The organism is Luteimonas sp. A482 (assembly GCF_054072655.1).
Map to the genome: position 1 here is coordinate 58,638 of NZ_JBSVRO010000008.1, position 14,855 is coordinate 73,492.

Consider the following 14,855-nt stretch of genomic DNA (forward strand, 5'->3'; position numbering starts at 1 on the left):
GCCCTGACTCACGCGCAAAACATCCATGTTTTGCTTGCCGCGATCCCCGGTCGCCAGGGCACGACTCACTGCGACTGGTGATCCGATGCTTCGGTGCGAGCTTTCCGCAGCCACGTCAGTAACTGGTGCTGCGATGCTTCGGTGGGAGCCTTTTTCGAAGCCACGTCAGTGACTGGGCGATGGTCGTTGCGGGGCGGGGGTTGCGGAAAGCAGCGCATGGATGCGCTGCGGCGGCGAGTCAGCCATGGATGGCTGACCGAGCCGAGGAGCAACCCCCGGCTCGCAATGACCGCCACCACAGGCACGAATCCAACCCGCTTCTTCGATGGCCGGAGCCCGGATCGCCCAGCCCGTCTACTTCTGGTCCGCCTCGCCCACTGCCGCCTCCAGCGGCACGCCGTTGGCCTTCAGCCACTCGACCACGGCCTTGCGCTCGGCCAGGGCGCGATCATTGAGGATGGCGCGGTTGTAGCCGAAGTAGTACGGCTGGAACGTGGTGCCGCCCGAGTTCGCGGCAAGCGGGGAGGCGCCCTTGGCGAGCAGCGCCAGGATCGCGCCGCCGTTGTTGGTGCGCGCGGCCACGTGCAGCGGCGTGTCGCCGTTGCGGTCGGCGATGTCGGGATCGGCGCCCGCTTCAAGCAGGACACGATACTGACCGGCATCGGGGGACAGCAGCGCCTGCACCAGCGGTGTGGCGCCGGTGTTTGGATTGCGCGCGTTGGCGTCGCCGCCGTGATCGAGCACCAGCTGCAGCAGTTCGGCTTTGCCCGAGAACGCCGCCGCGTGAACGGGCGTCTCGCCGCGCGGATCGACGCGATTGGGGTCCGCGCCGCCCGCAAGCAGCGCTTCCACGCTGGCTGTGCGGCCCTGCCGGATTGCCGACATCAGCAGGGTGCTGCCGTCGCTGCCCGGCGCGTCGGCGTCGATGCGTTCGAGCTGGCGGCGGATCTCGGCGGCGTCACCGCGGTCGACGGCATCGGCCAGCGGGCTCAGTTCGGAACTGGAGAAGGCATCGTTGCTCATGGACGGCCGGGCGCACCCTGCGGCAAGGCATAGGAAGAGCGCGGACGCGATCGCGGAAGAGCGGCGCATGCGCGGCATTGGAAACGCGATCATAGCGCCGCGCAAGCGGCCGACCGGTGCATGTGGCTATCGGCCAAACAGCCCGCCGACGAAACTGGCGAAGTCCCTGCCGGCATCGGCTGCGCCCTGCGCGACCCAGCCTGCGCCATCGGCGAGGGATTCGACTGCCTGTCCGCCGGCGTCGGCCACGAACTCGACCGCGTCGCCGCCGCCATCGACCGCGCCCGACAGCACAGTGCCGGCCCAGCCATCGACGCGCGCGTCGATCTCCGCCGCCAGCGTGTCGGCATAGCCGTCGACGGTATCGCCGGCCGAACTCCATGCGCCTTCGGCGAAGTCGCCGACCAGGCTCGCCCCGCCCTGCACGTAACGGCCGTTGGCGAACTCGTTGCCCACCACCGCCTCGATGTCGCTGGCGAAGTCGTGCACGTTGCGCGCGTAGTCGTCCTTGGCTGCGTCCGGCAGCAGGTTCTGCAGGTCGCGGCCGAGGTTGGACGGGTTCTCGTAACCCGCCTGCCAGGGCTGGTGCTCGACCATGCCCGCGGTCAGCGCGTTGGGGCTGTGGCTGATCGCGCTGTAGGTGAGATTGCCGGCCAGGTTCGTGCCGCCGGTGATGACGCCGGTGACCGGGTTGAGCGCCACGAATGGTGTGTGTCGTGCGGTCTCGACGCCGGCATTGAGCAGGGCCAACTGCTCGGGGGTCATCCCCCCGAGCTCCATCGGTCCGTACTGGTTGAACATGTCGTGCGCGTCCGCAGCGGCCGGCTTCACCACGATCTGCGTGCCCAGCGCGTCCGGTGCGAGCACACCGGTGATCCAGCTGTCCTGCAGGTTGGTCAACGCATCGCTTTCCAGGGAATAGGCGCGGATGTGCCCGCCCCCGGCGAGATCGCGCGCGCGCTGTGGATCGATTCCGATCCGGTCGAGGGTATTGGGATGGATGCCCGAGGCATCGAAGGTCACCGCCGGCACGCCGCTGGCGAGCGCGCCAACCGACGCCAGTCCACCGCCCTGGGAATGGCCGGTGATGGCGAGGTTGGTCGACTCGCCGCCCGGGTTGTCGCCGAACACGCGCGCGAACTCGACCGCGGTGTTGACCGCGGTGACGCTGAACTTGTCGCCGTCGGGTGTCTCGAAGCCGGCGCCCTGGTGGAAATTGTTGTCCCAGTCCGCGCCACCTTCGGCGGTGCCGCGGTAGGACAGCACGTAGTTGCCGCTGCCGTCGCTGTAGATTTCGGCGCGAAACTCCTGCGCATTGCTGCCCACTGTGTCGTTGGCGCCGAGAAACTGCAGGCGCCAGGCCTGCGGATCCTGCACGCCCAGATCGCGCAGCTGCTGGTCGGTCACCGCGCTCCAGCCTTCCGGCGGCGCGCCGCGCGTGCCGTACACCGCGGTGGCCAGCTGCGACAGGGTCACGTCGAACGGCTGCGCCTGCGTGCCGCTGGCCACGTCGGCGAGGGTCTGGCCCGGCGGGATTCCGTGCGGGCCGCCTGCCTGTGAAGGCTGCACGCCGCCGGCGGGGGAGGTGACCGGCGGCTGCAGCTGGGGGTGGTAGCTGGCTTCCGGGCGATAGCCACCGGCGAAGGCGGCCGGCAGCGCCGCGCGATCGGCGGTCGACTGCGCCGCAGGCGGCAGCTGCGTGCGCGTGCCTGAATCGATGACCGGTGAAATCCCGCTGACCATGACGGTCTCCGTACCAGCTGGTACGGCAACGCTAGCGCGGCGGCACGCCGTTGACAGCTAGGGCGTCTACCAGGGCACGTGTTGATCGGACAACACAGGTAGAAACCTGCCGACCCGGTCGCGCTTCCGGGCCTGCCTGCTGCGGCGCAACATGCGTCGGGTTAGAATCGAGCGCAGCAATCGCTGCAGTTCTACAGGGGGACTTCGCAATGGAATCGATGCCACGCGTGTGGTCGCACGCTCGCCGGCTGTATCTCTTCGTCCTGCTCGCGGGGCTGTGTGCGGGCGCCGGCGCACAGTCGCTGCCGCGGCCTGCCGAGTTCTATTTCGACGAGGACAGCAGCGCGCGTCCGATCGTCGCCATCGAAGGAAACAACGAGGCCACCGTGGCGCAGCTGGTGCGCATGATGGAGCGCGGCGGCCGCAATGCCGAGCAGGCCGTCCCGCAGCTTGCGCACCTGTCGATGGCGGCGGGCCGCACCGAGACCGGCATGGCGCTGTATGCGCAGGGGCTGGCCTCGAGTTCGGAAGGCAGCCAGCGCCACCGCTCGCTGCAGTGGAACCAGGCCTGGGACCTGTACCGCGCCGGCGATGTCGAGGCCGCGCTGCCGCTGTGGCTGCAGGCGTCCAGTAACCGCGTGGTGAAGCCGTCCTGGGTGCCGCCGACGTTGGCGCTGGCCTTGTGGAAGCTGGGTCGGCGCGAAGAAGCCGTGGCCTGGTATGCCGCAGCTGTCCGCACCTACCCCGATCGCTGGACCAACGCCGGCGCGCTGCCCGGCCTGCTGCCCGACTGGAGCGACGACGACCGCGCCACCCTGGTCGAAGTGCTCGCGGCCTGGAGCCAGAATCCGCCGGCCTGGCCGTGAGCGCCCGCCTGCACGCGCCGCGGCTTCCGCGCTAAGGTGCCGCGCATCGACTCCCACCCAAACGGTGAACCGGTGCGCCAAACCGTCCTGATCATTGCGCTCGCCGCCGCCGCGGCGCTGGCGCCGCCGGCATCTGCCGCCGACCGCATCACCGGCAAGCCCTTCGCCACCCGCAGCGAAGTACATGCGCCGCAGGCGATGGCGGCCACGTCCCACCCGCTGGCCACCCAGATCGCGCTGGACGTGATGAAGGGCGGCGGCAGCGCGGTCGATGCCGCCATCGCCGCCAACGCCGCGCTCGGGCTGATGGAGCCGACCGGCAACGGCATCGGCGGCGACCTGTTCGCGATCGTGTGGGATCCGGCCACGCGCAGGCTGCACGGCTACAGCGGTTCGGGCCGCTCGCCGAAATCGCTGACCCTGGCCGAATTCGAGCGCCGCGGGCTGACCGAGGTCCCCTCGCACGGGCCGCTGCCGGTCACGGTGCCGGGCGCGGTCGACGGCTGGTTCGCACTGCACGAGCGCTTCGGCAAGCGCACGATGGCGCAGAACCTGGCGCCGGCGATCAGCTACGCGCGCGACGGACATCCGATGCACGAGGTCATTGCCTACTACTGGGATCGATCGGTGCCGCGGCTGTCGAAGTGGCCGGGCTTTGTCGAGCAGTTCACCATCGACGGCCGCGCGCCGCGCAACGGCGAGACCTGGAAGAACCCGCATCTGGCCAACACGCTGCAGCAGATCGCCGACGGCGGCCGCGACGCGTTCTACAAGGGTGCGATCGCGCGCACCATCGACGCCTACTTCAAGGCCAACGACGGCTTCCTGTCCTTTGATGACCTGGCCGCGCATCGCGGCGAATGGATCGAACCGGTCTCCACCAGCTACCGCGGCTTCGACCTCTGGGAGCTGCCGCCCAGCGGCCAGGGCATCGCTGCGCTGCAGATCCTCAACCTGCTCGAGCCCTACGACCTGAAATCCTTCGGATTCGGCAGCCCCGAGCACGTGCACCTGTTCGTCGAAGCCAAGAAGCTGGCCTTCGCCGACCGCGCCGCCTCCTATGCCGATCCGGACTTCTACGCGACCCCGGTCGAGCGGCTGATCTCGAAGGACTACGCGCGCGAACGCGACGGGCTGATTTCCATGGACCGTGCGATGCAGGCCGCCGAACCGGGCGTGATCCCGCAGCTCAACGAAGGCGACACCATCTACCTCACTACCGCCGATGCCAGCGGCATGATGGTCTCGCTGATCCAGTCCAACTACCGCGGCATGGGCAGCGGCATGGCGCCGCCGGGGCTGGGCTTCATCCTGCAGGACCGCGGCGAGCAGTTCGTACTCAAGGCCGGGCACCCGAACTCGTTCGCGCCGGGCAAGCGGCCGTTCCACACCATCATTCCCGCCTTCGTGACCAAGGACGGCAAGCCCTGGCTGAGCTTCGGCCTGATGGGTGGGGCGATGCAGCCGCAGGGCCACGTGCAGATCCTGCTCAACATGATCGACTTCGGCATGAACCTGCAGGAGGCCGGTGATGCGCCGCGCATCCAGCACGATGGTTCCACCGAGCCGGCGGGCCAGGCCGTGGCGATGGCCGATGGCGGCCGCGTCGAGCTGGAAACCGGCTTCCCCTACGAGACCGTGCGCGCGCTGATGCGCAAGGGCCACAGCGTGCGCTTCGCCGACGGCCCGTTCGGCGGCTACCAGGCGATCATGGCCAATCCGCACGGCGGCTGGACCGGCGCCAGCGAATCGAGAAAGGACGGGCAGGCGGCAGGCTACTGATCCGGCCGCGACGGGCCGCCGGTATCCTGTGGCGAACCTCCACGGATTCCGCACCATGAGCCCACGCCTGCTGCTGGTCGCCGCGCTGCTGCTCCTGCCCGTCGCCCAGGCGCAGGTCCCCCGTGACGCCGATACGGCCCAAATGGCCCAGGCCGATGCGCACCAGGCCTACATGCAGCGCCTGGCCACCGCGCTCGCCCGCGACGGTGGCGCCCGCGATCTGGCGCTGGCAGCGCTGCTGCGCCACGCCAGCGCTCCGCGGGCGCAGGCGCCCGACGACCCTACGGCGCCCCCGCCGCCGCCGCCGCGCGATGCCCAGGCCGAGGCCTGGCTGCGTGCGGCTGCAGCCAAGGCGGGCGACGACCTCGTCGCCAACCGCCTGCTCGTGCTGGCGGCGGGTGCCGATGATGGCGCGGTGCGCCTGGAAGCCGCCCGCCGCTGGCAGGCGGCCGAGCCGGACAACCTGATGCCGCTGCTGCATGCGGGCCTCACCGTCGATGCGCTGCTGGCGCAGGCGCGCAATGCTTCGCGTGCCGATGCGGGCATGTATGCAAGCGTGCGCTGGATTGCCTCGGCCTGGCAGCGGCATCCGCCGAACGCCGCCGAGCAGGCGGCGATGAGCCGCGGCCAGCCCTTCCACGGCGACGAGGCTGCGGCGGTCTCGGCCATGGCGCTGTGGGCCGCGAGCGCCGGGCCCGGTTACGACGCCCTGGTCGAGGGCTGCAGCCAGCAGATGCTGCGGGCGATGCCGGCGCGGCGCGGCGACTGCGCGCACGTGGCGAGCCTGCTGGCCGACCGTTCCACCAACATTGCCGACGAACACGCCGGCCTGGCGATGCTGGGCGCGCTGGCATCGACCCTGGCCGAGCGCAGCGAACTGCAGGCGCGCCTGCGGCGCATGGACTGGCGGATGCTGGAGTGGGGTCGACTGGGGCAGCAGCAGCCGCGCTACGGGGCGGAACAGTTCGCGCGCCTGTTGGCCGACCCGACGATCACAACCGAGCAGCAGCTGGTGGAGCGCGTGCTGGCCGAAGGCGGCGTGTCAGCCGACCCGCCGCCCGGCTGGGCGCCGCCGCGACGGTGATGCACGCCGCCGCGAATGGCGAACGCGGCGAGCCTCAGTCCGCGGGCACCGTCCGGCTGCCGGCCCAGGCGCGCAGCGCGTCGACCTGTTCGCGCATCACCACCGACAGTGGCCGCGTGGCGCGCAGCTCCTCCTGCAGCAGCGCGTTGTCGACGCCGCGGCCGTCGGCGTGGGCCGAGTACAGCGCGGCGACGATGGCCTGCTCGATCTCCGCGCCGGAGAACCCTTCGGCCGCCTGCGCCAGCGCAGGCAGGTCGAAGCGCTCGGGGCCCAGCTGGCGCCGCCGCAGGTGCAGTTCGAACACGTGCGCGCGGGTGTCGGCGTCGGGCAGGTCGACGAAGAAGATCTCGTCGAAGCGGCCCTTGCGCAGCAGTTCGGCCGGCAGCTCCTGCACCTGGTTGGCGGTGGCGACCAGGAACACGTTTGACTTGCGCTCGGCCATCCAGGTCAACAGGTAGCCCAGCACGCGCCGCGAGACGCCGCCGTCGCCGTCGGCGCTGCCGGCGGCCAGGCCCTTCTCGATCTCGTCGATCCACAGCACGCAGGGCGCGAGCTGTTCGGCCTGGGCCAGCGCCGCGCGCAGGTTGGACTCGGTTTCGCCGTGGTACTTGGCGTAGAGCGTGCCGAAATCCAGCCGCACCAGCGGCACGCCGAAGCCACCGGCCACCGCCTTGGCCAACAGCGACTTGCCGCAGCCCTGCACGCCCAGCAGCAGCATGCCCTTGGGCGGATCCAGGCCCGGTGGCGCGTCGCCGCCGGTGAACACGTGCCGGCGCTGCTCGACCCAGCGCTTGAGGCGACGGGCGCCGGCCACGTCGGCAAAGCGGGCGGTGTCGTATTCGTAGTGCAGGTGGCCGCTCTTGTTGAGCAGCTCGAACTTCAGCCGCATCAGCTCGGGCAGGTCGCCCGGGCCCAGCGCGCCGTCGTCGTGGATCAGGTGGCGCGCGATACGGCGCGCGTGCATCACGTCCAGGCCCTGCAGGTTGCGCACGATCCTGCGCACCACCGCTTCGTCGGCCTCGACCCGGCGGCCTTCGTGCTCGCGCTGCCAGGCGGCGATCTCCTCGCGGACCAGCTTGAGCAGGGCATTGCCGTCGGGCAGACGCAGGCGCAGGCGCGCGGCCCTGGCATCGAGCTCGCTTGGCAGCTCGATCCTGTGCCCGACCAGGACCACGGTATGCGCCAGGCAGTCGCGCCGCTGCAGGATGTCGCGCAGCTGCCGCTGGGTGCCGGCATAGCCCAGGTAGGGGTGGAAATCGAGCAACACGTAGACGCCACGTTGGTCCGCGTTGCGGATCGCGCCCAGGGTGGTGCCGGCGTCGGCGGGCAGCTGGGCCGGATCCTCGCCGTCCAGGTCCATGCGGCGCAGGCCCTCGGTGATCGACCAGCGGTACAGCGAGCGCCAGACGTGGGTCAATGACTGCCGGAACAGTTCCACCACCCGCATCTCGTCGGGTGTCTCGATCACGATCAGCGGCGTGTCGGCGCGAATCAGCGCCACGAGGTCCTGCAGGTCGCTCATGTACACGGGGTGGTTGCGGGGCCGGGCGACGATAGCAGACGCGACGGGCTGTCCGCCGGTCAGTCGCGTGGCAGGGCGGAAGCGCGCGGCCGGCCATTGAACAGCCAGCGCATCGTCGGGTGTGGGCGCACCAGCCAGTGGTGCATCGCCAAGGGCACCAGCGCGGCCACGGCCAGCACCATGCCGAACTTGGCCGGTGCCGCCCAGGGCATCGACAGCAGCACGCTGGCGGTGGCCACCACGCACAGGTGGTGGAACAGGTAGATCGAGTAGCTGGCGTCGGACAGGTAGCGGAACACGGGGCTGGGCGCGCCGGCCCAGCGCGAGAACCCCGCGAACAGCATCCGCACCAGGCACCAGGCCAGCCCGGTGCGCGCCAGGATCGTCACCGCCGCCGCAGCAGGCCCGCCCCCTTCGGGCAGGTGCCGCAGGGCGGCCCAGGTAATGCCGGCGCCGATCCACACACCCGCGCCGGCGCATGAGAACCGCCGCAGGAGTGAGGGCTGCACCTGCAGCAGGCAGCCGATCGCGAAGAACGGGGCGTGGTCCAGCAGTTCCTGGGGATTGACCAGGCCGGCCAGCTGCCGGGCCAGCATCGGCGCCAGGTGCGCCGCCATCGCGCTGGCCAGCGGCACCAGGGCGGCCGCCGCCAGCAGCACGGGCAGTGCATGCGGTTGCGCCAGCAGCGTGCGCCCCTGCCCGCCGGCACGGGCATCCAGCCAGGGTCGCAGCGCGGCCAGGGCGATGCAGTACAGCGCCAGGTCGACCAGGAACCAAAGGTGCCCGAGCCAGTCCCCGCACAACAGGGCGGGCAGCAGCGCGCCGCGCCAGAACCCGTCCGCGGGCGCTGCGGGCGCCAGGAACCAGACCTGCACCAGGTTGAAGGTCAGCAGCACTGCCAGCGCCGGCAGCAGCGTGCGGCGCAGGCGCTCGCGCAGGAACACCGGCGGCGCCTGCCGCCCCAGCAGCAGCATCGAGAAGTAGCCCGCGACCACGAAGAACGCCGGCATCCGGAACGCGTGGATCGCGACCGCGAGCGCTTCGAGCAGCGGGCTGCGGCTGGCGTCGGCGACCAGCCAGTCGCCGTCCAGGCCGTAGGGATTGATCGCGTGCAGCACCACGCCCAGCAGCATCAGCACGCTGCGCATCGCGTCCAGCTCGTGCAGGCGGACGCCGTGCGTTGCGGTCGCCGCGACGGCGAGCCTTGCGTCCACCACGCCGGCCGTGGCCGCGCCGCAGTCAGGCAACGTGGCCAGGGGGGAGGGACGCTCGCTCATCATGTAAAGGTTGCGTCAAGAGCGTGGAGGGGTCGCCCAAGTAACGTGGTCCGGTGGTCGCTACGGCCACGCCGCCGGTGTACGCTCGCGGCACGTTCCCAGGCGGAGGCGATGCATGAAGACAGTGCTGGTGGCCAGTTCCAAGGGCGGTGTCGGCAAGACCACGATCGCGACCCATCTGGCGGCGGAGTCGGCCGTGGCGGGGCGCAGCACGGTCATCATCGATGCCGATCCGCAGGGCTCTTCCACGCGCTGGGCCGAACGCCGTGCCGTGCTGGAAAGCGCGGTCCTGCCGATCAACGGCAGCAGCCGCCACAAGACCGCATGGAAGTCGATCCCCGAAGGCACCGAGCGGGTGGTGGTCGATGCCCCGGCCGGGGCCCACGCCGATGCGCTGGAGGTCTACCTCGAGCACGCCGACGCGCTGGTGGTGCCGGTGCTGCCCTCGGCGCTCGACATCGACGCCACCGTGCCCTTCCTCAACGCCCTGGCCAAACACCCGCGGGTGCGCAGCGGCGCGCTGCCGGTGGGCCTGGTCGGCAACCGCCTGCGGCCCTGGACCAATGCCTCGCAGCAGGCGATGGAGCTGCTCGGCCAGTGGCCGTACCCGCTGGTGGCACAGCTGCGTGACAGCCAGGCCTACGTGATGCTGGTCGGCTTCGGCAAGAGCCTGTTCGACTACAACTCGGCCCAGGTACGCGACCACCAGGCCGACTGGCAGCCGCTGCTCAAATGGCTCAGGCGCGCCTGAGCGAGACCTTCGGAGTACGACCGCCATGCGTGAATTGATCCTGTTGCGGCATGCCCATGCCGAGCTGCCGCGCACCGGCCAGGCGGACTTCGACCGCCCGCTGTCGGACGAGGGCCTGGCCGAGGCCGATGCGGTAGCCGCCTGGCTGCGCGAGAAGTCGCTGCTGCCCGACCTGGTGCTGTGCTCGCCCGCGCGGCGCGCCCGCGAGACCCTCGACGCGGTGACCCAGGTGGTCGGCGAACTGGACAAGCGCCTGGAGCCGTCGATCTACGAAGCCACGGCCGGCACCCTCGCCGGCCTGGTCGACAGCCATCGCCACGCCGACCGCCTGCTGGTGGTGGGCCACAACCCCGGGCTGGAGCGGCTGCTGGCGCTGCTGCACAGCGGCCAGTCCGGCGACTACCGTGGCATGCCGCCCGCGGCGGTGGCCGTGCTGCACCTGCCTGAAGACGCACAGATCGAACCGGGAATCGCCTCCGTCTCCGCCTTCTGGTGGCCCTGAGGGCAGATGGGATGCGCAATGTCTGTCGACGGCTGCGGTGGCTGGTGCTGCTGGCGGCCGGGATCGCCCTGTCCGCGCCCGCGGTGGAAATCGACACGGCACTGTCCCGCATCGGTTTCACCTTGAAGACGCGCTGGGGACAGACGCTGGACGGCACGTTCCCGGACTGGCACGGCGAGATCGTGGCGGTGTCCGATGCGCGCAGGCAGGTGCGCCTGCGCCTGCCCACGGGCGATGTGGAGATCCTCGATCATCCGCAATATTCCCGGGTCACCCGCGGGCGCGGTTTCTTCGACGCGGACCGGCACCCGTGGGTGGAGTTCGTGTCCGACCCGTACACGGACGAACTGCTGCGCGAGGGCGGGCTGCTGGGCGGCGCGCTGACCATCCGCGGCGTGCGCCGTCGCGAGGTGTTCACGCTCGAGCCCGCGACCTGTGCTCGCCCCACCATCGACTGCGCCGTGGTCGCCAGCGGCGTGGTCTACCGCAGCGACTACGCGATGGACCGCTGGGGCCTCGCCCTGTCCGACCGGGTGGTGTTCAACCTGCACATCCGCACGCGGCCCGCCGCGACGCCATGAGAGCGATGCGGGCGTTGTTCGCGCTGCTGGTCCTGGTCGGCAGCGGCTGCGGCAGCCTGTCCGCGCTGCAGCGCGACCAGGCTGCGGCGATCGCCGCGCAGGCCCGCTCGACCCTGGTCAGCTGCGATGCGGCCGACGCCTGTGCCCGGCCCTCGCCGCTGCGCGAGCTGGGCGAGCGCGCGATGGCCGACAGCACGCCGCAGCAGCCGCGCCACTACGCGCTGCTGCTCGATTACGGCCAGGACGCGCTGGTGTCGCGCCTGGACCTGATCCGCGGCGCGCAGCGCAGCATCGACCTGCAGACCTACATCTTCGACGAGGACGATGCCGGGCATCTGGTGCTCGACGAGCTGATGGCGGCGGTGCAGCGCGGCGTGCGCGTGCGCATGCTGGTCGACCAGCTGTCCGCGCTCAGGCAGGTCGATACGCTCGCCGCGCTGGCCTCGGCCCACGTCAACTTCGAGATCCGCATCTACAACCCGGTGCTCGACCGCGCCCGTATCACCTATCCCCTCTACGCCTGGGCGGCCGCCTGCTGCTGGCGCCGGCTCAACCAGCGCATGCACAGCAAGCTGCTGCTGGTCGACGGCCTGGTCGGCATCACCGGCGGGCGCAACTACCAGAACGACTATTACGACTGGAGCGCCGAGTACAACTTCCGCGACCGCGACGTGCTGGTCAGCGGGCCGGTCACGGCCGACATGGCGGAGAATTTCGAGGCGTTCTGGAACGCGCGCCTGAGCGTGCCGGTGGCGCGGCTCGACGACGTCGGCCGACACCTGCTGCGCAAGGGCGCGCCGCCGCTGCCAGACTGGCCCTACCAGCGTCCGGCGCGGGTGGAGGCGGTCTTGCGCGCGGCCGACGACCCGGCGCTGGTGCGCGAGCGCCTGGCCGATGCCGCGATCCCGGTGGGCGACGTGGTGTTCATCGCCGACCTGCCGCAAAAGCACCGGCGCGACCGCGAACTGGCGGCCAGCGCGGTCCACGCGTCGCCACTGCTCAACGAGCTGATTGAATCGGCGCGCACCGAAGTGCTGCTGCAGACGCCGTACCTGGTGCTCTCGCCGTATGCGCAGGACATGTTCCGGCGCATGCGCGCGCGGCCCTCGCCGCCGCGCGTGATCGTCTCGACCAACAGCCTGGCCGCGACCGACTCGTTCATCACCTACGCGCTGTCGTACAAGTACAAGCGCCGCCACCTGCGCGACTTCGGCTTCGAGATCCACGAGTTCAAGCCGTTCCCCGAGGATGCGCCGATCGATCTGGATGCGACCGGCGCGGTCGATATTTCCTGGAATGCCGACGGCAGCGCCAACGTCGGCGACGCCGCGCCGGCCGACACGGACGATGCCGACGACGATGACGACGATGACGACGAGCGCCGCACGCCACCGCTGGCGCGCGAGTACGCCGCGCTGCGCTACGCCGGCATCGGCGTGCACCAGCGCGTGCCGCTCAAGCGCGCCGGCGTGCGCTTCGGGCTGCACGCGAAATCACTGGTGATCGACGAGCGCATCGGCGTGGTCGGTACCCACAACTTCGATCCGCGCGGCGACGACTACAACACCGAGAGCGCGGTGATCATCGACGACCCGGCGTTTGCACGCGCGCTGGGCGACAGCATCCGCCGCGACATGGCGCCGGAGAACTCCTGGGCCATCGCGCGCCGCGACCGCCCGCCGGTGTTGTCCGGCCTCGAGTACTCGCTGAGCAAGGTGTCCGAACACCTGCCGGTGTTCGACCTGTGGCCGGTGCGCTACGCGACCAGCTACGAATTCCAGCCCGGTCCCGACTGCCCCGAGCCGCTGCCGGCCTTCGACGCCGGCTTTCGCGCCTGCTACGAGCCGGTCGGCGACTTCCCCGAGGTCAACCTCGGTTTCCGGTCGCTGCTGACGCGCATCTTCACCGCCTTCGGCGCAGGGCTGGCACCAATCCTCTGACCGGCCTCCGCGGCCGCACACCGGCTACGGCCGGGCCGCGAGCGGGCGGGGTGTCGTCAGTAATGCCTGCGCGGCTGCAACCCGTCGCCGCCTGACCCCATCAAATCAACAGGTTCCGGCCGATTCGCGGGCATTCGCGAGGACCGTGACTTCCGGCCCATGTCAGCGCTTGGCTGGTGTACTACTATACCAACACACCGAAACACACTTCCCCCGAGGACGCCATGAACCAGCTCACCACCACCTCCGTCACCAGCCGCAATGTGAAGGTCGCCCAGATCGTCCAGCGCCCACTTCCGGCGTTCGAGCGCCGCGAGCGCGACTTCGGCATCGGCTACGGCAACAGCAGCGGCTACGCCAGCGGCAAGCGCTATACCCCGGCGACCGCCACCGCACGCTTCCGCTTCGCCTGATCCTGCCGCTGTGCGCGCGCACCTGCGCGCCTGGCGTGGACGATTGACGCACGCGCGCCGCCGGCCCTAGGCTGCGCATCTTTACGCCCCCCGGGACCCGTCATGTCGCTTTCGTTGACCATCGATCTCAATGACCAGGATCTGGAGCACTTCTCCAGTGCGCTCAAGGCCGCGCGCAAGGCCGCGGCCGACAAGAGTCCCGAAGACATCGTGCAGGCTGCGGCGGCGCTGCTGGAAGGCGCGCAGCAGGTCAAGATGCCCGACTTCATCCGCGAGCGGCTGGAGCGGCTGGACGACATGATCGCGATGGCCCGCGACGCGGGCTGGCACCTCGACGAGGGCGACCTCCAGCACGTGCTGTCGGCGCTGGTGTACTTCGCCGACCCCAAGGACGTGATCCCCGACCACGTGCAGGTGCTGGGCTACCTCGACGACGCAATCATGATCGAGCTGTGCGTGCGCGAGCTCAGGCATGAGCTGGACGCGTACGACGACTTCTGCGAATACCGCGAGCGCGAGGCCAGCAGGCGCGGCATCGAACCGTCCGCGGTCGGCCGCACCGACTGGCTCGACAGCCGCCGCGACGAGCTGGTCGAACGCATGCACGCGCGCCGCGAGCGCAGCGGCGACAGCGAATTCGGCATGGGCTACGGCGGCAGCAGCGGCTATGGCCGCCCGGCGTACTCGCGCGCCTGGCGTCCGAGCCTGTTCCGCTTCAAGTGAGCACGGCGCGGATGTTCCGCACCGACACCGGGCTGGACGAACTCAACGCCATGTCGCGGGACACCGCGATCCAGGCGCTGGGCATCGTGTTCACCGGCATCGGCCCGGACTGGCTGTGCGCCACGATGCCGGTCGACGCGCGCACCCACCAGCCCCATGGCCTGCTGCATGGCGGCGCCTCGGTGCTGCTGGCCGAGACCCTGGGCAGCAGCGCCGGCGGGCTGTGCGCGCCGGAGGGCTGCGGCGTGGTCGGCATCGAGATCAACGCCAACCACCTGCGCGGCGTGCGCAGCGGCATCGTGACCGGCACCGCGCGCCCGCTGCACGTGGGACGCAGCACCCAGGTCTGGGAGATCCGCATCGAGGACGAGGCCGGGCGTCCGGTCTGTGTCTCCCGGCTGACGCTCGCGGTCGTCTCGCGCGCCTGACATCGCGCTACCGCATCGAAACCTTGGCACCGCGCCGTCTTCGTTCGCGGCTGAAGCCGCTCCTACAGAAGGGACGGAGGCGAGTCCGACGACGACTGCCCGGTGACGGCATCGCGGCGAAGGCAGTCCGCGACGGCTGCCCCTCCGGGAACCGGCCCTGCACGCCCGTCTGCCCTCGCTGGCCCGCCATGGCACGCATTCGGTATCGTGGGCGGCTTCG

Annotated in this window: 14 protein-coding genes; 10 read left to right on the forward strand and 4 right to left on the reverse strand. The window is 70.6% G+C overall.

Annotated elements, in window-relative coordinates; genetic code table 11:
- Positions 1 to 354: 354 nt before the first annotated feature.
- A complete protein-coding gene (locus ACW5DW_RS16570) occupies positions 355 to 1,023 on the reverse strand; it encodes an ankyrin repeat domain-containing protein (protein WP_457020406.1) in 669 nt (222 codons plus the stop codon).
- A 126-nt stretch (positions 1,024 to 1,149) separates the two neighbouring features.
- Positions 1,150 to 2,766 (reverse strand): hypothetical protein, encoded by a 1,617-nt coding sequence (locus ACW5DW_RS16575; protein ID WP_457020407.1) that lies wholly within the window; start codon positions 2,764 to 2,766, stop codon positions 1,150 to 1,152.
- Positions 2,767 to 2,975: 209 nt separating this feature from the next.
- Between ACW5DW_RS16575 and ACW5DW_RS16580 the strand changes: the two genes are divergently transcribed.
- The 3 genes from ACW5DW_RS16580 (at position 2,976) to ACW5DW_RS16590 (ending at position 6,498) form a co-directional block, all read left to right on the forward strand.
- Entirely contained in the window at positions 2,976 to 3,632 is a 657-nt protein-coding gene (locus tag ACW5DW_RS16580) for a tetratricopeptide repeat protein (protein ID WP_457020408.1), read from the forward strand.
- Between the two features lie 87 nt (positions 3,633 to 3,719).
- On the forward strand, positions 3,720 to 5,414 hold the full coding sequence (gene ggt, locus ACW5DW_RS16585) for a gamma-glutamyltransferase (RefSeq protein ID WP_457020443.1): 1,695 nt from the start codon (positions 3,720 to 3,722) through the stop codon (positions 5,412 to 5,414).
- Between the two features lie 55 nt (positions 5,415 to 5,469).
- Positions 5,470 to 6,498, forward strand: coding sequence for a hypothetical protein (locus ACW5DW_RS16590; protein ID WP_457020409.1), 1,029 nt, complete (start codon positions 5,470 to 5,472; stop codon positions 6,496 to 6,498).
- 34 nt (positions 6,499 to 6,532) lie between these two features.
- Here ACW5DW_RS16590 and ACW5DW_RS16595 read toward each other — a convergent pair whose 3' ends face one another.
- Together ACW5DW_RS16595 and ACW5DW_RS16600 are read right to left on the reverse strand one after the other, a co-directional pair.
- Entirely contained in the window at positions 6,533 to 8,020 is a 1,488-nt protein-coding gene (locus ACW5DW_RS16595) for an AAA family ATPase (RefSeq protein WP_457020410.1), read from the reverse strand.
- A gap of 59 nt (positions 8,021 to 8,079) precedes the next feature.
- Positions 8,080 to 9,297 (reverse strand): acyltransferase family protein, encoded by a 1,218-nt coding sequence (locus ACW5DW_RS16600; RefSeq protein WP_457020411.1) that lies wholly within the window; start codon positions 9,295 to 9,297, stop codon positions 8,080 to 8,082.
- Positions 9,298 to 9,412: 115 nt separating this feature from the next.
- On the opposite strand from ACW5DW_RS16600, the gene ACW5DW_RS16605 reads away from it, so the two are divergent.
- The 7 genes from ACW5DW_RS16605 (at position 9,413) to ACW5DW_RS16635 (ending at position 14,635) form a co-directional block, all read left to right on the forward strand.
- Positions 9,413 to 10,048 carry a nucleotide-binding protein gene (locus ACW5DW_RS16605; protein WP_457020412.1) on the forward strand — a complete coding sequence of 212 codons (636 nt, stop codon included), beginning with the start codon at positions 9,413 to 9,415 and terminating at the stop codon, positions 10,046 to 10,048.
- A 25-nt stretch (positions 10,049 to 10,073) separates the two neighbouring features.
- Complete coding sequence (locus ACW5DW_RS16610) at positions 10,074 to 10,550, forward strand: SixA phosphatase family protein (RefSeq protein WP_457020413.1); 477 nt, start codon at positions 10,074 to 10,076, stop codon at positions 10,548 to 10,550.
- An 11-nt stretch (positions 10,551 to 10,561) separates the two neighbouring features.
- Positions 10,562 to 11,131: a YceI family protein gene (locus ACW5DW_RS16615; RefSeq protein ID WP_457020414.1), complete on the forward strand. Its 570-nt coding sequence runs from the start codon at positions 10,562 to 10,564 to the stop codon at positions 11,129 to 11,131.
- Complete coding sequence (locus tag ACW5DW_RS16620; protein WP_457020415.1) at positions 11,128 to 13,071, forward strand: phospholipase D family protein; 1,944 nt, start codon at positions 11,128 to 11,130, stop codon at positions 13,069 to 13,071. The genes ACW5DW_RS16615 and ACW5DW_RS16620 overlap by 4 nt, the downstream gene beginning before the upstream one ends.
- 224 nt (positions 13,072 to 13,295) lie before the next feature.
- On the forward strand, positions 13,296 to 13,484 hold the full coding sequence (locus ACW5DW_RS16625) for a hypothetical protein (RefSeq protein ID WP_457020416.1): 189 nt from the start codon (positions 13,296 to 13,298) through the stop codon (positions 13,482 to 13,484).
- A 102-nt stretch (positions 13,485 to 13,586) separates the two neighbouring features.
- The gene (locus ACW5DW_RS16630; protein ID WP_457020417.1) at positions 13,587 to 14,207 is read left to right on the forward strand and encodes a YkvA family protein; all 621 of its coding nucleotides are present in this window, start codon (positions 13,587 to 13,589) and stop codon (positions 14,205 to 14,207) included.
- Between the two features lie 11 nt (positions 14,208 to 14,218).
- Complete coding sequence (locus ACW5DW_RS16635; RefSeq protein ID WP_457020418.1) at positions 14,219 to 14,635, forward strand: hotdog fold thioesterase; 417 nt, start codon at positions 14,219 to 14,221, stop codon at positions 14,633 to 14,635.
- Positions 14,636 to 14,855 lie beyond the last annotated feature (220 nt).